This window comes from Pectobacterium carotovorum, from assembly GCF_033898505.1.
GTDB lineage: Bacteria > Pseudomonadota > Gammaproteobacteria > Enterobacterales > Enterobacteriaceae > Pectobacterium > Pectobacterium carotovorum_J.
Window position 1 is genome coordinate 1,622,222 of sequence record NZ_JAXAFK010000001.1, and the last position, 18,472, is coordinate 1,640,693.

The 18,472-nt window shown below is 50.1% G+C and carries 16 protein-coding genes; 6 read left to right on the forward strand and 10 right to left on the reverse strand.

Annotation, left to right across the window (positions count from 1 at the left end; translation table 11 throughout):
- Positions 1–10: 10 nt before the first annotated feature.
- Positions 11–787 (forward strand): YdcF family protein, encoded by a 777-nt coding sequence (locus R9X49_RS07265; RefSeq protein ID WP_319847762.1) that lies wholly within the window; start codon positions 11–13, stop codon positions 785–787.
- 316 nt (positions 788–1,103) lie between these two features.
- Here the strand turns inward: R9X49_RS07265 and R9X49_RS07270 are convergent, their stop codons facing one another.
- Both R9X49_RS07270 and R9X49_RS07275 read right to left on the reverse strand, forming a co-directional pair.
- On the reverse strand, positions 1,104–1,520 hold the full coding sequence (locus R9X49_RS07270) for a nuclear transport factor 2 family protein (RefSeq protein WP_319847763.1): 417 nt from the start codon (positions 1,518–1,520) through the stop codon (positions 1,104–1,106).
- A gap of 25 nt (positions 1,521–1,545) precedes the next feature.
- Positions 1,546–1,881, reverse strand: a complete 336-nt coding sequence (locus tag R9X49_RS07275) for a nuclear transport factor 2 family protein (RefSeq protein WP_319847764.1) — start codon at positions 1,879–1,881, stop codon at positions 1,546–1,548.
- A 115-nt stretch (positions 1,882–1,996) separates the two neighbouring features.
- Here R9X49_RS07275 and R9X49_RS07280 point away from each other — a divergent pair, with 115 nt between their 5' ends.
- Entirely contained in the window at positions 1,997–2,263 is a 267-nt protein-coding gene (locus R9X49_RS07280; RefSeq protein WP_319847765.1) for a DUF3811 domain-containing protein, read from the forward strand.
- Between the two features lie 19 nt (positions 2,264–2,282).
- Here R9X49_RS07280 and R9X49_RS07285 read toward each other — a convergent pair whose 3' ends face one another.
- The 7 genes from R9X49_RS07285 to R9X49_RS07315 all read right to left on the reverse strand — a co-directional run bounded on the left by R9X49_RS07285 (position 2,283) and on the right by R9X49_RS07315 (position 9,268).
- Positions 2,283–3,164 carry an HTH-type transcriptional regulator ArgP gene (locus R9X49_RS07285; protein ID WP_319847766.1) on the reverse strand — a complete coding sequence of 294 codons (882 nt, stop codon included), beginning with the start codon at positions 3,162–3,164 and terminating at the stop codon, positions 2,283–2,285.
- A 187-nt stretch (positions 3,165–3,351) separates the two neighbouring features.
- Positions 3,352–5,325, reverse strand: a complete 1,974-nt coding sequence (locus tag R9X49_RS07290) for a methyl-accepting chemotaxis protein (protein ID WP_319847767.1) — start codon at positions 5,323–5,325, stop codon at positions 3,352–3,354.
- Between the two features lie 191 nt (positions 5,326–5,516).
- On the reverse strand, positions 5,517–5,981 hold the full coding sequence (locus R9X49_RS07295) for a GNAT family N-acetyltransferase (protein WP_319847768.1): 465 nt from the start codon (positions 5,979–5,981) through the stop codon (positions 5,517–5,519).
- A 136-nt stretch (positions 5,982–6,117) separates the two neighbouring features.
- Entirely contained in the window at positions 6,118–7,314 is a 1,197-nt protein-coding gene (locus R9X49_RS07300) for an MFS transporter (RefSeq protein WP_319847769.1), read from the reverse strand.
- Positions 7,315–7,450: 136 nt separating this feature from the next.
- Positions 7,451–8,005, reverse strand: coding sequence for a TetR/AcrR family transcriptional regulator (locus R9X49_RS07305; protein WP_319847770.1), 555 nt, complete (start codon positions 8,003–8,005; stop codon positions 7,451–7,453).
- Positions 8,006–8,110: 105 nt separating this feature from the next.
- On the reverse strand, positions 8,111–8,506 hold the full coding sequence (locus R9X49_RS07310) for a cytochrome b562 (protein WP_010275013.1): 396 nt from the start codon (positions 8,504–8,506) through the stop codon (positions 8,111–8,113).
- Positions 8,507–8,839: 333 nt separating this feature from the next.
- Entirely contained in the window at positions 8,840–9,268 is a 429-nt protein-coding gene (locus R9X49_RS07315) for an OsmC family protein (protein ID WP_319847771.1), read from the reverse strand.
- A 365-nt stretch (positions 9,269–9,633) separates the two neighbouring features.
- Here R9X49_RS07315 and R9X49_RS07320 point away from each other — a divergent pair, with 365 nt between their 5' ends.
- From R9X49_RS07320 to R9X49_RS07335, 4 genes are all read left to right on the forward strand, one after another.
- Positions 9,634–10,323 (forward strand): expansin EXLX1 family cellulose-binding protein, encoded by a 690-nt coding sequence (locus tag R9X49_RS07320; RefSeq protein ID WP_319847772.1) that lies wholly within the window; start codon positions 9,634–9,636, stop codon positions 10,321–10,323.
- A gap of 306 nt (positions 10,324–10,629) precedes the next feature.
- A complete protein-coding gene (locus R9X49_RS07325; protein WP_319847773.1) occupies positions 10,630–12,036 on the forward strand; it encodes an SrfA family protein in 1,407 nt (468 codons plus the stop codon).
- A gap of 2 nt (positions 12,037–12,038) precedes the next feature.
- On the forward strand, positions 12,039–15,026 hold the full coding sequence (locus R9X49_RS07330; protein ID WP_319847774.1) for a virulence factor SrfB: 2,988 nt from the start codon (positions 12,039–12,041) through the stop codon (positions 15,024–15,026).
- Complete coding sequence (locus R9X49_RS07335; RefSeq protein ID WP_319847775.1) at positions 15,023–17,485, forward strand: putative virulence factor; 2,463 nt, start codon at positions 15,023–15,025, stop codon at positions 17,483–17,485. The genes R9X49_RS07330 and R9X49_RS07335 overlap by 4 nt, the downstream gene beginning before the upstream one ends.
- Positions 17,486–17,800: 315 nt before the next feature.
- On the opposite strand, the gene R9X49_RS07340 is transcribed toward R9X49_RS07335, so the two are convergent.
- Positions 17,801–18,199: a hypothetical protein gene (locus R9X49_RS07340; RefSeq protein ID WP_072037022.1), complete on the reverse strand. Its 399-nt coding sequence runs from the start codon at positions 18,197–18,199 to the stop codon at positions 17,801–17,803.
- Between the last annotated feature and the right edge of the window lie 273 nt (positions 18,200–18,472).

Here is an 18,472-nt window from a genome sequence, read left to right on the forward strand (position 1 = left end):
GGAGTAAGTCATGAGAATGTCCAAAGATATAGTGAATGCGTTGAATATTATCTCTGATTGGTTAGCCGTAGATGATTTTACGGAGAGTCAGGAAATAGAAGCTGAACTGGTCATCATTGCCGGTCATGCTGTAATACCCAATATCATAGGTGCATTAAATTTTGCCTCTGACGCCAAGTTACCACTATTAGTGAGCGGGGGCGTCGGCCATTCAACAGACCTTCTTCGTCATGAAATAGAAAGAAACGTAATCACCGCTGGATTACATATTGAAACACAAGGGAAAAGTGAAGCTGAAATCATCGCCTCTCTGGCAACAAGACTTTTCAACATACCTCAGGAAAACATTTATATCGAAAGGGCTTCAACAAACTGCGGAGCTAATGCAAACCTGAGCAGCAAATTGATCGTGGATCATGGAATGGATGTGAAGTGCGCAATCCTTGTACAGGATCCGCTCATGCAACGACGAACCTATGAGTCGTTTATATATAGCTGGAGCCAAAACAATTTGCCGTGCACATTTATTAACTGGCCCGTTTTCAGTCCAAGATTAGTCATCGTCAGTGGCAAACCCCAAATAATCGGCGGGCATTTGCCCGGCACATGGACAATCGAACGTTATGTCTCAATGATTTTAGGCGAAATAAAAAGGCTCCATGATGATGCTGATGGATATGGTCCAAAAGGCGCTGGTTTTATTGGACACGTGGATATTCCCGATACGGTATTAGATGCATGGGACTACCTGAAGGCACATAAAGAGACGAGCGAGATGACTCGCTAAATGTTCAAATTCAGGGACGATGCGACCCACAAGTTCGCTTATTTGCAAGCCAACTCCATCTAATTGGTTACGTCGTTAAAATCGATGAAGCCGTTGACTATGGTTCAAGCTTAAACGGCTTCATGATAGGGCGCGAGTCGAGTGGCTACAACTGCATGATTTCAGTGATGGGGATTGGTTTGTGAAGTAATAATGCATTATATGCAATTTAACATAATATACATTATACGAACCAACAAATAAACAGGAAGGAATTGGCCGTTCAACTGAACAAATCCCTACATCCAGAAAACACTTTTCCGGCATGCCCCTCATGTCATCGATCGTTAGCCATTACTTCAGAGTTTGCTGTTGGTGTTCCCTGATGAAAACGCATTTGCCAGTCACCGGGATTTGGGCTGTCGGCATTTTTAATCCACAGCGATGTCCGCCATGTTCTACTGACGATGTTATTCTCGTCGGCCGTGTAACTCAGGTATGTCAGCAGCACACTTTTTTCATCCACGACTGATAACTCGAAATTATCGGCCTGAATCCGTTGCTCAACCGTTTCAGAAATCAGCGCATCAATAACCTGCTGTTTGTTGTACCGTATTCCAGAACGACCAATTTCAAAAAAGTCGCGGTGCAGCAGCTTATCAATGACGGCTTTCTGGCAGCGCGTTACCTGGCAATGAAGTTGTCTTTCATAATGCACAATCAGCGACTGTAACGTTTGTGTCTCTGAAATCATTAGTTCCGCGCTCGTGAATTATTGACTACGAAAAGAAAAACCAGGCTGTATTAATAAGCCCGTTATCTACCTCAAAAACGGCAATACTTTCTATAGGCTTAGCTGAAAGCCCATGAATTAACTCATGGTCAAATACCTTATTGCCTAACACGGTACGAGATACCAATTCCGCTCTCAGTTTTGGGTTGTTGAACCGGTTATTCACATAAAACTCTCTCAGCGCCTCTTTTCCTGCCATCGAGGGCGTTTCTGCCGGCATGCGGTACGCTTTGAAATCCGGTGCAAAGCATGACACGAATGCCTCTATATCATGCTCATTGTAGGCCTTAAACTGTGCCGCTACGGCCAATTCTGGTGACATGGTTTCTCCTCATTATGTGTTTTTCTACTGTGAAGGCTCGCGGTACGATTTCTCTGGGCCTCAGAGTGTTTTCCTCTACAATGTATTTTCCAGCCCGCTTATCAGGTTCATTCCCATGCAAAGACTGACTCAGAAAGACATGACAGAAAGTGAACAACGTCAGCTTAAGACGTTACTCGATCAGGCGCGAAAAAAACAGGGCCGTACGCTGACCAACGCTGAGAGTAATCATATTAAAGACGATTACATCGATAAGCTTATGAAGGAACGTGACGCTGTTGCAAAACAGGCAAAGATCGAGAAGAAGAAAAATAAGTTTAAACCTGATTCCTCAGCAACATATGAATGGTCAGCCAGTACAAATCTACGGGGCCGTCGCTAGAGTCCCAAGCTTGACACCATTACCGAAAAAGATGCCGAACGGCCGCCGTTCGTACGCTTTGGCTCAACGCCTCCAGCGATTCAGAACGGATATTCCAGCGGTGCCAATACAGGCGGATATCGATCGGGTTCCCGACCTGAAACGGCACTAATTCGCCTTTTTCCGTATGCGATGATGCCATATGTTCCGGGATCATCCCCCACCCTAGCCCTCTGAAAATGGCGCCGACAAAGGCTGCCGTTGAAGGAACAAACTGCTGTGGCGGCTCAATCGTGGCTGGAACCAAAGATTCTATAAATAAGGATTGTAATCTGTCCTTATTGTTAAATATCAGGAGCGGCGCATCCTGTAGACTGTCCGCGTTGATGCCGTCAGCAAAGTACATATCGTGAAATGTCTGGGAGCAATAGGCGCGATAGCGCATCGTTCCTAAGTATTCCACACCGCAGCCTTGAATCGTCTCCGGGCTGGCGCTGACCGCCGCCATTACCCGGCCTTCGCGCAGCAAGGTTGCCGAATGCTCCTGATCCTCGACAAGAATATCGAGTAAAATACCAGACTGGTGACAGGCATCTTCCATCGCATCCAGAAACCATCCATCTATTGAATCCGCATTCACAGCCACTGAAATACGCTGCCTGGCCGGCATTTCAAGCGTGCTGAAAAGCTCGCTCTCCAACATATCTATCTGTTCTGCATGTCGAAGTAGCGCTTGCCCGGTTGGCGTCGCGCGACAGGGATTGCCCCTTACAATCAGCACCTGACCCAGTTGATCTTCCAACTGCTTGATTCGTTGACTGATGGCAGACGGCGTGACGTGAAGCTTACGTGCCGCAATGTCAAAACTGCCGCTACGGACAATCTCCATGAACGCTCTCAGACAGGGGTAATTCAGGTGCATGGTTATTTTTTCTTAAGAAAATTAGGATAATTTAATCTGCCTTAATTAAAGGCTCGATACAACTTTCGCGGAGTGGTGAATGCATATGCGATATCGAAGAAAATTCGGGGGAATGCGAGCAAAAATCACGGAAGGAATAAAGATGTCACCCGACAACCGTTAGGCAGCCGGGTGACGGCGTCACTTTTTACCTTAAGAGCGCATGAGGTAACGCATGCTGCTGTTCCAAACGGAAATGCTCGATCGTTTGTGCCAACAGCATGGACTGATCTTCCAGTGAGCTGGCTGCAGCAGACATCTGCTGTACCAGCGCGGAGTTTTGCTGCGTAACACCATCCATTTCATTGACGGCAATCGTGACTTGGCTAATGCCTTTCGCCTGCTCATCCGATGCCGTGACAATCTCACCGATGATGCTTTGTACCGAGCTGACGGCGTGTGTCATATCCTGCATGGTTTTACCCGCATCGTTCACCAGCTTAACGCCGCTTTCAACACGCTGGCTGGACTCCTCGATCAGGGCGGCAATCTCTTTCACCGCGCTGGCGCTGCGCTGTGCCAGACTGCGCACTTCCGATGCTACAACGGCGAAACCTCTTCCCTGCTCGCCCGCTCGCGCCGCTTCCACCGCCGCGTTAAGCGCCAGAATGTTGGTCTGGAAAGCGATGCTGTTAATCATGGTGGTAATATCGCCAATCTTCTTCGCACTTTCATCAATTTGTGCCATCGTCTGAACCACCTGACCGACCAGCGATTCGCCACGTTGAGCTATCTTCGTGGCGTTCTCTGTGAGCGTCGTAGCCTGATGGGCGTTGTTGGCGTTGTGTTTCACCGTTGCGGTGATCTCTTCCATGCTTGCCGCGGTTTGTTCCAGCGCAGCGGCCTGCTGTTCGGTACGCGATGCAAGGTTGAGGTTGCCGCTGGCAATTTCTGCCGCGCCCTGTCGCACTGAATCGCTGGCTTCTTTGATCTGTCCGACCACCTGACGCAGCTGTGATTGCATCGTATTCAGCGCAAAGAACAGGCTGTTGCGATCGTTAGGCTTCACGTTAATCACATTACTCAGGCGACCTTCCGCAACGGCCAGCGCGATGGTGGCGGCTTCACGTGGTTCACCACCCAGCGGTTTTAGCACTTTACGGCTGAATACCCAGCCCAGCAGCGCGCTCACCAACAGGATACTGATCACCATCATAATGACCGCATTCATTAACTGACGTTCAGAAGCCGCCATTACCTGGCTTACAGGGGCTACAACCCCCAGATACCATTTTTCCGTGCTGTTGCCGATGGTCACAGGCTGCCAGGTCACCAACGCTTGCTCGCCCAGAATGGCATCGTCGTGTTGTACCACTGAAGACGTGAAATTATCTGTCGGCCCTTGCCAGGCTTTACTTGTCTGGGATTTATCAGGATAAGAGATGACTTTGCTCGCACTGGATAGCAGCATCGCGTAGCCGCCGCCTTCCCAGGGCTTAATCTGGTTAACTTTCTGCTGCAATGATGCAAGCGAGATATCTGAAGTGACGACGCCCCACAGTTTTCCCTGGCTGACAATCGGTGCAGCGACTGACGTCAGTAGCGTCGGAACGCCGTTGTAAGCATAGGTATAAGGTTCGATCAGCGTGTCTTTCTGGCTCTTTTGCGGCAGCAGGTAGTAATCGCCCTGGCCGGGAGTCAGGTAGGAAAGCAGAGGGTGCATCTTGTAATTGCCAGCCTGATCGCGATCGACAAACCAGGCATAACGGCCTTTAGGCGCCTGATCGGGCTTGTCGGCGAACTCAGCATCACGTCCGTCAAACGCATTCTCTTCAAGAATGACTGAAACCGAGAGGTATTCCGGGTTATCCCGCAGGGCGTATTCCATCATTTTATCGACCACGGCACGGTCTTTAATGCCTGCGGCGGGCAAGGCAACCAGCCCTTGTCCAAGATTATGCGCTACATCACGAGCGTAGTTGAGTTCCTGTTGAATTCTTAGTGCTTCGCTCTGGGCGATCTGCTGTAAATAGCGTTCTGCCAGAGACTTTTGTTCCTTACTGGACTGCCAGCTGAGCACCCCGATGGTGACAGCGAAACCGAGTGCGATGGTTAATGCGCCAGTTAACAGTACCTGAGCGCGGGTACTCATTGTCTTTTTTTGTATTAATTGTTTGGCCATTGTGGCTCTCCTGGTGTTGACTCTTATCGTAATCAACATTCCGTTGCAATGAGCTCCTACACTTTGTTTATCGGCGTCTTTTTTTTGAACTTTAGCGATGCAGAAATGAACAGGATGTAAGGATTGGAGGGCTATGACGCTGAAGTGAGCTTTCCTGAAGCGTCGGGTTGATGACGCTCCAGTGGCGGGGGTTAGTTCAGATTTTTGTGCATGTTAAAACCGGTAATCTGGAAGCCGCTTTTTTCATATAACGCCCTGGCAACCGAGTTATTGACAGCCACTCTCAGCCCAATTTCACCCATACCTAACGCCGCGAGCGCAGCGTCCAACGCGGCAAGTGAAGCTTTACCGAAACCGCGGCCTCGCCATCCGGACAGGAGACAAAAATCAGATACCCAGGCGGCGTTCTCGTTCAGAACCACCCACAAATAGCCGATAATGACGTCTTCGTTATCTGCGGAATAAATGCACCATAATTTATTGGCTGCTGTGTGAACCCCCTGCGGTAGCGCAATATCGATCGATTGCGTGGCGATCGCCCTCGCCTTTTCCGCGTCATAGCCCCGGGAATCCTGTAAGTCCTGAGCATATTCAAGAATAAAAAACTGCCGATATTCAGGGTAATCTCCCTCGGCCATATCCGTTAAATTTACCATTGTGTTCGCTTTCCCTGAGCGGCGTGACGGCCAGTCTCGCAACCGTGATGCATCACGTCATTTATCATCAATATAATCAACATAATGACACACGCTGCGCGGTTCTGGTAACACGAAACGGAACCGCGCAGGAACGTCAGGATTGAGTTTCAGATGCCGTTCTGACCGAACGTTCACGAGCGGAAGGCGAACAGACAAAAGCCAGAACCACCATGAAAAGAACTGGCAGCATGGCGATGCGTAACCCTGCAACCTCGCCAAGAAAGCCCAGCGCAGGCGGGCCAACGAGAAAAGCAAAGTAACCCAGCGTTGCGGCAATGGTGACGCGAACGGCGCTGTTTTCTCCGCTGCCCGCGGCGGAAATGGTGAGTGGGAACCCCAGCGATGCGCCAATTCCCCAGAAGATAACCGCAGCGGCAGCCAGCAGCGGCGCATCGGAGAAAATGACCAGCGTCAGCCCCAGTGCGGCAGACGCGGCGCTGAAGCGGAGCATATTGACCTTGCCGAAGCGATCGACAAAATACCCGCCGGCAAAGCGACCCAGCGTCATACCGGCAGTAAATCCGACATAAACCAGCGTTCCCGTCGTGTGGCCAAAGTTGTGACCATCGATCATCAGTAATGGCAGCCAGTCGTTGGCAGACCCTTCTGCCAGCGCCATCGCAAGAATCACCACGCCGAGAATCAACAGGCGGCTGTCTTTAAGTTCGTTGAAGACCTGAGTCTTGTAGTTCCCCTTTTCCTCTTGCTCCGCGCTGGCCAGGTCGCTCAGCCAAGGCATTTGGCGCATCAGCACGATCGCGGTGAGTATCGACAGGGCCACGACGACGATAAAATGCAGCGTAGTATTGAGGCCGAAAGCCGTCATCGCCATCCCTGTCAGTGCACCGACCAACGTCCCCAGGCTGAAAAAACCGTGCAGCGTGGTCATCAGGCTTTTATTCAGGTGCTGTTCGAACGCCGCCCCTTCAATATTGATGGCGATATCGACCAGGCCGACACCTGCGCCGAAAATCAACAATCCCATAAAGGCGCTGGGCGTACTCTGAATCGAAAGTGAAACGGCCAACACAAGGAGCCCAAGCAGAAGCAGCAGGAACCCGCCGGCCATGGTTTTACGAATGCCAAGGACGTTAATGACCTTCCCTGCGCCCAATACGCCAAGCATAGAACCACATGAAAAACCAAACAGGATCATACCCATCGTTTCCGTTGAGGCATTCAGAACATCGCGCATCACAGGCGTTCGGGTCACCCAGGTTGCCCACGTAAAACCGGGAATGAACATCAGCCCGAACAGTGCAAATTTATTGATAGCGGGTTTTGCGGTCATCGTTTTCGTCATTTTTATTTAAACAAATTCGTACATATGTACGAACAACTATCGCACGAATATGTATCGTTTTGCACCTGTTTAATTGCGTTCTTTTTAACGGAGAAGAAGCCTGGAAAGATCGCTACAGGCGAAATCAGGATGTGAGTTTGATCACCGTATTGAGGATGTTTTCGCGGCTAACGGCTTCATTATTGAGATAATTATGGATCGTATACCCTTCAATCATGGCATCCAGTGAGCATGCAGTCGCGATACTGAAATGGAGATGAAGCGACTTTCTACTGCGCGTCATCCACTCCTGCAATATGAGTCGATACTCTTCTTTCCGCGAGGCCAGTGCGTAAAGTTCAAAGCTTAATGTCAGGTGGCGCGGCGTCGCCCAGATGTCTCCACAGATCAGATCAACCACGGCTTCGCGCGCGCTGTCGATATCTTTTGCCTGCTTGAGGCGGACACGGAAGGCATGTGAGATACCATCAACCATATAAACGAACGCGCTGCTCAACAGCAATTCAATACTGCTATAACGATAGGTCAGCGTCCCTGGAGATAACCCGGCCTGCTGCGCAATTTTGCGGTAGGTTGCCCCTCTCACGCCGTGATCCAGTATGACTTCCAGCGTGGCTTCAAGAATTTTGCTTTGCGTATCTTTGCCATCCTGTGTTGCATCGTGTGATGGTGACGTCATCTTGTTTCCCCTTAGCTGGCAATCCTGACTATCGTAACCTTTATAACAAAAAAAGCCGCCAGTGGGTTCGCTCCCACTGGCGGCTTATGGTAAACGAAAAGCGGCTTAGCCTCTCAATTTACTGTGGTATTCACCTTTCAAGGTATTGATTTCAGCTAACACCGCTTTGGCTTCGCTCAGTTTACCGGCATCCGCCAGAGCCTGTGCGCTATCAACTTTTTGTAAAATTTTATCCAGACCTTCTACATAGGCTTTTCTGTCTGGGCCATCGGCAGGCTGTTTGGCGAAATCAGGTGGCACCTGCGTTTTAGCGTGCTCGACGTGTTCACGGAATGTGCTCAACGCAGTTTTCAGCGCAGCGGCATCGTCCGCTTTAGTCGCGGCGGTATAGCTTTTCTGCATACCGCGCATGTCTTCCGACGTGGTAGCGTTTGCCAAAACAGGTGTCAGCAAACTACCGGCCAACAGCACAGAAAAACAGATCTTGGTCATTTTATTCATCTTGAACTCTCGCTTGTGTTCCACAGCACGACATACTCAGAGAATCTGGCCTCCACAAGCCGGCCAGCCCAATATTGCTCTTGTTATATTGCGTCCTACGCCATGACCAGATTACATCGTAATGGCTATTCTGATTTTATGGTTATTACTGTAAAGATGTTAAATTATTTTTAATCGTTTCGCTTTTTTTAATTGTATAAATGTAAAAAAGCTTACCAGTGCGACTCCGGTAAGCTTTCCTCTCAGCCCAATTTTTATCGCTGAAACAATTTGATCGCTGAAACAACGAACAACCTTCGTTCAGCCGCTCGCTCTTAATTCAATTGCTAGCTCTTAATTTAATTGATAGTCCAGCGTGATGTCGGCTTTAAGCACTTTTGACACCGGGCAGCCCGCCTTCGCTTTTTGGATGATGCTATCGAACGTGGCGTCATCAATACCCGGCAGTTTCACCTTACTGTGCAGCGCGATTTTGGTGATCGAGAACCCGCCGTCGACTTTATCCAGCGACACATCCGCCGTGGTATCAATCGATTCAGGCTTATGGCCTTCTTCGCCTAGCATCAGCGATAGCGCCATAGAAAAGCAGGCCGCATGCGCTGCGCCAATCAACTCTTCCGGATTCGTGCCGGGCTTGCCTTCAAAACGAGTATTGAAGCCGTAAGGTTGCTGCTGCAATGCACCGCTTTCCGTTGAGACGGTGCCTTTCCCCTGCTTGATATCACCTTCCCAATGTGCATGCCCTTTCTTGTGAATGGTCATACTGTCTCCTCTTCATCATTACCCTGCCTGACACTCAAATCATTTAGGGTAGAGATTAACCATTGGCAGCTATCCGCGTTGGAGCGAACTGATGCTGCCGTCATACCCTTTAAACCGTAGAACACATTGGGAAGAAACCCAAATCGATTATTTCATTCGCATAATAATTTTACCGCAGAGAAATAAACCCGCTGATATATTCACTGCTTTATTATTTTAAGATAAAACCGATTTACCTATTTATACAAAATGCAGATTATCGAAACACCAGAACAATGGGTTTTCAAAAAATGGATTTCCGTTCTGGCGTTTTGTTTTTACAACTCACCTATGTTATTAATCTTGAATCATATTGGATGTGAAACATGAATAAAATAACTTCATTAGCCTTATCTGCATTATGCATTATTCCCCTGATTAATACCGCCCATGCCCAGTGGGAACTGGACGACATCTGTTACGGCTACGCTACCGCAACAGGTTCTGGTTATCAGGGCGGCGCCCTTTTACTGGATCCCATCCCACAGAACATGGAGATTACGGCGTTAAACCGGAACCAGCTGGATTATCGAGGTGTGAAGGCGTCGCTCGCAGGGGCCTACCTGAAAGTTAATGGGCCCAAAGGCAGTACGGTGGTTTATGTTACCGATCTCTATCCTGAAGGTGGCGATTGTGCATTGGATTTATCGTTTAATGCCTTTGAGAAAATAGGCGATCTACGGGATGGAAAAATTAATATCGACTGGACGCTGATCGAAGCGCCGGTAAATGGCAACGTTATTTATCGTATAAAGGAAGGTTCAAATCCTTATTGGGCTGCGGTGCAATTCAGGAATGTAAAATATCCAGTTATTGAGATGAAATATATGCGCAATAACCAGTGGATTGCTGCACAGAAAACCGATTACAACCACTTTATTGTTGAGCACGTTGGAATGAACGATATTCCAATTGAATTTACCGACGTAAAAGGCAACGTCCTCAGTGACACGCTGCCGCCGATGTCACAAAGCACCTCATCCGCTTATCTGATCACAGGCAACGTTCAACTGTAATCCCCATCTGCCTTGAGGGAGGCTGGCATCTCGCAGCGTCCCTCATTTCTGCAAAACCACCGATCGGCAAAATCACGGTGGAAAACGTATGCATCATTTTTGTCTGCGTTTTCATCACATTATCTGGATGTTATCTGCCGCACATGCGTACACGTTGTGTTTCCCACTTTTTCTATTGCTCAAATATTTGTTAGTTTTATCACTTCTTTAAGCGTTTGATTCGCCATCATTCGCACTACAGTATACCCTGTCGCAGATTACACTCTATTTTCTGCTTTAGGCATCATTACAAAAGGTCTCTTTTGCGTGGCAAAATTATTTTTACGTAGTGGAAGTTTGGATGATTTTCTGGCGCTGGGCGAGAACGGGCAGCCAGTTTACGCATCGGCACTTCAATTGCGGGAAACGTTACGTCTCAGAAAACAGCAGCAGATTGCCGATTGTCTGGCGATTCCCCAACCCAACGAGCATGGCGACCGTATTGACTGGTATTCGCCGGTTGACGGTAAAGTCACTTCCTGGATTGCCGCGAGCGAAGAAGAACGAGAAAAAGCGCTGGCATTACTGGAAACCTATCAGGCCGCAGTGGCCGACATCAGCCAGCGTGCGCAAAATGCCGAAAAGGCTGGTCAGAAACTTTTCGGTGTCCTGCTGGCAAAAGCGATACAGTTCCCAGGTGCAAACCACGTCTATCTGGTTGATGGCAAACCGGTCTTAACGTTCTGGGGCTTCGTCAATCTCGATAAAAAATCCCGTCTTGATGCGCTGGATTGCCTGCGGCCTGTCATCAAAGAAGTGGAACCGCTTTTTGTTGCCCCCGCTCCCGCACCAACGCTGCCTCTGGTCGATCCCGTTCCCGAACCGGAACCACAGCCGGTCAGCCCACAGGAACCCGTCGAGCCAACGCCAGCGCCTGTCGCTGCTGCGGCAGCCGTTCCTGCTCGTCCGCCGTTCTTCCGCCTATGGTGGCTGTTACCTGCCGCTGCGCTGTTAGCGATTCTGTCATTGCAAATCCGCGGTTGTGTGTCTGGGCAAGACGACAAGCCAGCATCCGATTTGGCTGCGACGGTCAAACAGGAAAAACGTGCCCTGCCTTCTTCCGCGCCAGCTGAACCTGCGCCGCAGCAAGAAAGCACACCCGTTCCGCCTGTCGCAGAAAAAGAGAATGTGAAAGCCGCTGAACCAGCGGTTGCAACGCCTCCTGTTGCTGCTGCCCCTGTAGCAGAAGCGGTGAAACCAGAAGCCCATGCAGCCACTGAACCGAAAGAGCCTGTTACACCGCCGGCTGAGCCAGTTGTGGAGCAAGTGCCAGCAATTCCTGCGGGCAAAGATGATTTAGTCATGCCAGCCGACGCGGTGAAAATTGGTTCGATCAAATTCCTGAATGGTAACTGGCGCGTCATTATTGATGGCAAAGCGCCGATTACCGGCAGACCGCCTAGCCTGCGTTACCAGATTCAAAATGGAAAAGGTACAGCGCGTATCACTCATGGTGACGGTGTCACGTGTCGCGCAAACATTGAGGCAGGATTAATGAGCTCCGGCAATCTGATCATCAACAGTCGTTCTGGCGCCCGCTGTTCTGATAATTCTCGTTTCCAAATGCCAGAACTGGTCTGTAAACAAGGCGCTTCCGGCACTGCGGCGGAGTGTATTGGTCGTTACGACGCAGACACCGTTTTCCCGATGACGATAAAGCGCGAGAGTAAATAATCATGCTGGCGACGATTACCGATTATAAACAACGCATTACGTTGATTCAGGACAGCGGGATTCAGTTTCTGGATTTTGCCTTAAAGCCGCAATTTTCGGCTGAACAACCTAACTGCTACGTACGCAAAAGCGCCAACGGCCCTCTGCTGCACCTGCTTTACGATGCGCATACGGACAAATTCCTGCTGCCTTCGGCCACAGGAATGCCGCCAGAGGTTGTGAAACCAGAGCTGAGCATTCCGCTTGAGCAATCGCTGAAGCTGCTGGAGAACATCTGGCTGCCGCTGCCCTTCTTCCGCTTTAATCCGCCGCGCACCTTTATGGGCGGGCCGGATAACTGGGCGCGGATGCAGATTCTGGCGTTGGATACGCCCGATCAGGACGGCAACACGCACCGTATCTGTCTGGCATTCGATACCAAAACGTATCCGGAAGGCCACGAGTACGAGTCGCTGGCGCCGAATGCCAATGACATCAAAACCGGTGGGAGTTTCGCGCTGGCTTATCACAGCGACGAGCTCGGTGAATTCCTTGATGAGACCTGGGTCGACGGCTGGCTGCGCGAAGTCTTTACTCAGCGGGTTAAAACGCTGGAAAACCGCGATAGCCACGATGTAAAAGTGGCGCTCAGGGGATTTGAATATCAGGCACATTACCTGAATGTGTTGGATATGCTGGGCAACCAGCTAGAAATACCGGAAATTCGCATCAATACCAGCACGTTGCAGGAACCGGCGGTCAACGTTGACCTGATTTTGGACGTCGGGAACTCACACACCTGCGGCATTCTGGTTGAGGACCATGCAGACGAAAGCAATGGCCTGAAGCAGACCTATGAACTGCAATTGCGCGATCTGAGTGAGCCACATTATCTGTATAACGAACTGTTCGAAAGCCGCGTTGAATTTTCACAGGCGAAGTTCGGCAAAGAAAACTTTTCCGTAGAAAGCGGTCGTGATGACGCCTTTATCTGGCCGTCGATCACCCGTGTCGGGCGTGAAGCCAGCCACATGGCGCTGCTGCGTCAGGGAACGGAAGGATCGAGCGGTATTTCCAGCCCGCGCCGCTACCTGTGGGATGAAGAAAGTTATGCGCCAGGCTGGCGTTTCAGCCAGACGGATGCGCATTCGCAGACCGAACCGTTAGCGACAGCCATGCCGTTGACCATCATGCTGAATGATGAAGGTCAGCCACTTTATAACCAGCCGCTGGAAGAACGCCTACCGGTGTTTTCACCGCACTATAGCCGCAGTTCGATCATGACATTCATGCTCTCCGAACTGCTGGCACAGGCGCTCATGCAGATGAACAGCGCCGCACAGCGGTTGAAAATGATCCACAGCACCGCGCCACGCCAACTGCGAAATATCATTCTGACGTTGCCTTCCGCGATGCCGAAACCCGAGCGTGAAATTTTCCGCCGCCGGATGCATGAGGCGATCGCGCTGGTTTGGAAAGCGATGGACTGGCACCCGATGGATGAGGATTTCACCACGCCAGCCGACAAGCAGCAGAGCCGGATTCCAGTGCCTGACGTGCAAATCGAATGGGATGAAGCCACATGTGGGCAGATGGTTTACCTGTATAACGAAGCGCAGGTGAATTTTGGCGGTCGCGCGGAAGATTTCTTCGCCAGCATGGCGCGCCCGGATAAAGAGCTCGATGAGGGGGAACCCGCAGGCAAAACGCTGCGCATTGCCTCAATCGATATCGGCGGCGGTACCACTGACCTTGCCATTACCCAATATCTGCTCGATGACGGTGTCGGCAACAACGTTAAAATCATTCCTCGTCTGCTGTTCCGCGAAGGCTTTAAGGTCGCGGGCGACGATATCCTGCTGGATGTGATTCAGCTCTATATCCTCCCTGCGCTACAGGCCGCGCTGAAAACCGCCGGAATGGCCAGCCCGGATGCACTGATGGCGAAGCTGTTCGGCAATGAAGGCCGGATGGACGCACAGCTTACGCTACGCCAGCAGGTAACGTTGCAGGTCTTCATTCCGATTGGCCGCGCGATTCTGGAAGCCTATGAGCGCTTTGATCCGCTGGATACCAGCGCTGAAATCGAATCCACTTTCGGCGAATTGTTGGAGCAGGCGCCGACGGAAAAAGTGCTGGAATACATCAATACGGAAGTGCAGCGTGAACTGCCGGTTAGCGATAGCGTATTCGATATCTTGCAGGTGCCGCTCATCCTCAAACTGAGCAAGCTGCACGGCGAATTCCTGTCTAACAAAATGAACATCACGCAGAACCTGCGCCTGATGTCTGAAGTGGTGTCGCTGTATTCGTGCGATGTACTGCTGCTGACTGGTCGCCCTTCGCGCTTCCCAGGAATTCAGGCGCTGTTCCGCCACCTGCAACCGCTGCCAATTAACCGGATGCTGTCTCTGGATGGGTATCACACTAATGACTGGTATCCGTTTAACAAACGTGGACGTATCGATAACCCGAAATCCACCGCGGCCGTCGGCGCGATGCTGTGCCTGCTGGCGCTCGATCTGCGCTTGCCGGGCTTTTACTTTAAGGTCGGTGATTTCCAGCCGTATTCCACCGTGCGCTACCTCGGCATGATGGACAGCAACAACGCGCTAACGCTGGATAACGTTTATTACAGTGATATCGATCTGGATGCGCCGGATTTCGTGCTGGATCCACAACATAGCTTCCAGGTACGTGGCTCACTCTGTCTTGGCTTCCGCCAGTTGGACAACGAGCGCTGGCCGGCTTCCTCGCTTTATATGCTCTCGATTGTCGATCAGGATTTAGCCCGTAAAGTCGTCGGCGACAGTAAACTGCGCGTCCGGCTAGCCGTGACGAAGAGTGACGATCAAGATAGCCCTGAGCGCTTTGAAATTGCCGATGCGGTGTTGGAAGATGGCACCCGCGTTCCACCACAGCATTTACGACTAAAATTGAACACATTATCCGCTAACGGTTCAGGAGCGACCCATTATTGGATCGATAGTGGGAGTGTATTTAAAAAATGAAACGATTAACGCCCAAACAGCTTTCTACCCGACTCCACGGCCAGCTACAGGCCGTCGCGCAAGGTGTTGAACAGGCCATCGGCTGGGTTGAAACCACACGCCAGAACGCTCCGCGTCTGGATATCGAAGCCGATCGTCTGATCGTCAAACTGCGCCGTAATCACAATAAAGCGCAGCATCTGTCCGATGTAGCGCAGAAAGAGATTGCCATCGGCTTTTTTGGCCTGTCTCAGGCGGGGAAATCCTATCTGATCGCATCGCTAGCCGGGGGTGAAAACGGCAAGCTGGAAACCGCGTTTGAAGGGCAACCGCTGGATTTTATCGAACACATTAACCCGTCTGACCGGGCCACTGCGCTCGTTACGCGTTTTAGCCGGCAGTCGGGTGTGAAGAACAAATCGTTCCCCGTTCAGTTGCAACTGCTCAGCGAGCTGGACATCGGTAAGATCATGGCCAACGCGTTTTTGAACGAACTCAATCAAGAGACAACGTTTGAAGAGCTGGACGAACGCCATATTGCCGAACACATTAAAACGCTGTTGATGCACCGCCAGCCCGAACCCGTTGAAGGGATGAGCCGCGATGAAGTGGTCGAACTCTGGGACTACCTCGCGCGTCACGACGTCAAACGGCAAAAACAGCTGGAAGCACACTTCTGGCCGGTGGCGATTGAATTAGCGCCTTATCTCACCGTTGACGATCGCGCCCAGCTTTTCTCCGTGCTGTGGGGCGAATTGAATTCGCTGACCGCGGCGTATCGCCATTTCAGCCACACGCTGCAACACCTGTCCGGTACACGCAAGCTGTTAGCGCCGCTGCGGACACTGGTGGATGATGAGTTAAATCCGGCAGACGGCCTGATCGACGGTTCGGCGTTGGAACGTTTGCACAGCGCGGACGATCCCGGCGTGTTGGTGCGGCCGGTGCAGAATGGCCGTGCGGGGAAAACGACAGAACTTTCGTTGGCCGAGTTAACGATGCTGACGGCAGAGCTGCTTATCCCACTGCATTTGCCGCCTAAAGAAGCGTTGTTCGAGCAGGTTGATGTGCTGGATTTTCCTGGCTTTGGTGAAATCCGCGAAACGCGGGACGAGCCACCAGCAAGACGCCAAAGCACACCGCATCCACTGGCGCACACGCTATTACGGGCGAAACGCGCCTATCTGCTGGAGCGCTATACCGATAATCAGGAAATGAACGTCCTGATGGTATGCAGTGCCGCAGGCGATCGTGGCGACGTTAAAGTGGTCGGCAAGGCGCTGGATCACTGGGTTAAACAGACCCAGGGCGAAAACGCACAAGTGCGTAGCCACCGTAAACCGGGGCTGATTTGGGCGGTTACCCGTCACGATCGCCGTATTACGCACGGACAAAACTACGATGCTGCGGTACAACGCTATGTCGGTAATCCGGGCGACGCCTGGGGAACCATGCTGGCGATGGACAAACGTGGCGTAGCGCGTATGGCAACGTGGTTGGGGGCTGAAGTTCACCGGGATGTAAAACTGGGGCGCATCAGCGAACAGCTTAACGAACTGCAACGTGAACTCAGCGATAACCTGCTGGGTAACTGGTATCTGCCTGTCGATGTTGACGATCCTGCGGAAAAACAGCGCATCGCAGAGACCCTGCTCAAATCGCTCCAGACCCGCACTGGCGTACATGGCGAACTGCTGGAACGGTTGCTGCCTTCGCGTGATGAACTACGCCGTCTGTATCTGCAACAGCAAGGGGCAAATTATGGCGGTTTCCACGCTGACACTGAGGACCTCTCAGCCCCGTTAACCAATAGCGATCCGTTTGGCGTCGGGATCGAAATTGATCTGTTTGCCGATGAACCGATCGCGCTCGACCAACCTGCAATGCCGGTTTTGACAGTCGATCATGGCTATGAGGCAGATTACGCGCACGGCGTTTACCGTTTCTGGATTAACCACTTACGCAGCTTGCCAGAGAATGCCCCGCTTCTCGAGCTGCTGAATGTGCCGAAAGCGACGATCGAAATGCTGGTCGAAGAATTGATCACTGGCAGCATCCGTTTGCGGATCGAAGAGGCGCTGGTCGATATGCTGGTTGATGGTGAGCAGTTGGGCATCAACCGCGAGAATAAAGCCGACCGTCAGGTTTCACGCGTGCTGACCATTCTCGGTGACTTTGTCGCCTGGCTCGGCTTCCAGCAGCTTGATGAATCCCTGCGTCCTGCCAGCCGTATTAATCGCGGTCATAAAATTTTCGCCAAACCCGAAAAACAGGCGGTCAGTTTCGGCGCTTCTCAGCGCTTAACCAAACTGTCGCTGACGCCTACCAACAATACGGCGTTCTATATCTATGACTGGCTGGTTGGCCTGAATGAGATGATTATCCAGAATGCAGGCTATTCCGCTGCGCGAGAAGTCAGCGATGAACAGCGTGAACAGTTGGGTACGATTTTAGCGTTGATTAAGCCTGCTGAGAAATAACGTTCAGTCTACCGCTGTCGATCCAGGAAACGTGGCGTGACGTTGTCACTATACTTTGCGCCATGTTTTCTTTTTTCTGCACTACAAGGTTTGAGGGGAAATCAACTAAATTTCAGGCATACTTAATTAATTCCTATGCACTGGAAAGATAGGCTAAAAACGTAAAAAATATAATACATCCCTTGTAAAGATCAGAATATCATTACCTTGGTACTCTGATCTTTCGTTACTACATATTAAATATCAAATTAATAGATTTAAGAAATAATAAATCAGTATTGATATATTTAGGAGGATTAATTTTATTAATTATAATTAATTGACGACAGCACTAATACTACAAGGACTGTCAATATGTACTGTACTACCTCGAACACCTCTCCATTGTGCTTGAATTGTACCCAATTGACTATGATTCGATAAACCTACAAGTATTTGAATAGAAAATGGAACTCTTCCGGAAGATACAGGGTTTTTATCCGAGTAAGTTACTGAACCAGATGAAAGAACATTACCATTCATAGTAATTGCGAAATCTATCCCTGGATAATTATTACCAGTAGCGTATGGAGAGGGAACTGTTAATGTAACCAATGCTTCTTTTGAGCCTGCGTAGGCAAGATCATTTAAATTAACAGAAAGTCCAGGAATATTTTCCCATGAGCTAGATGAGGTACTAACCTTACTATTTATTGATTGAAAAACTATTGGCATGATTTATCCTTGTTTATTTTGAATGTAATTGAAATATAAATGATTAAGTTTCACACATGAAAAAAAAATCTATGAATCCAACCAGAATCAATATAATTCAATTTATAAAAATTGCAAAAATAAAAATAAAAAAGCAATCGGAAATAATTTTTTTATGAATCATTTTATTAAAAATAATTTACTATTTTATTTTCTATATGATTCAAGGATCACTGCCTCCTAGCCATTCTGAAAAATCCTATTGACGAACGGTGGATTCAATCTATACCTAAG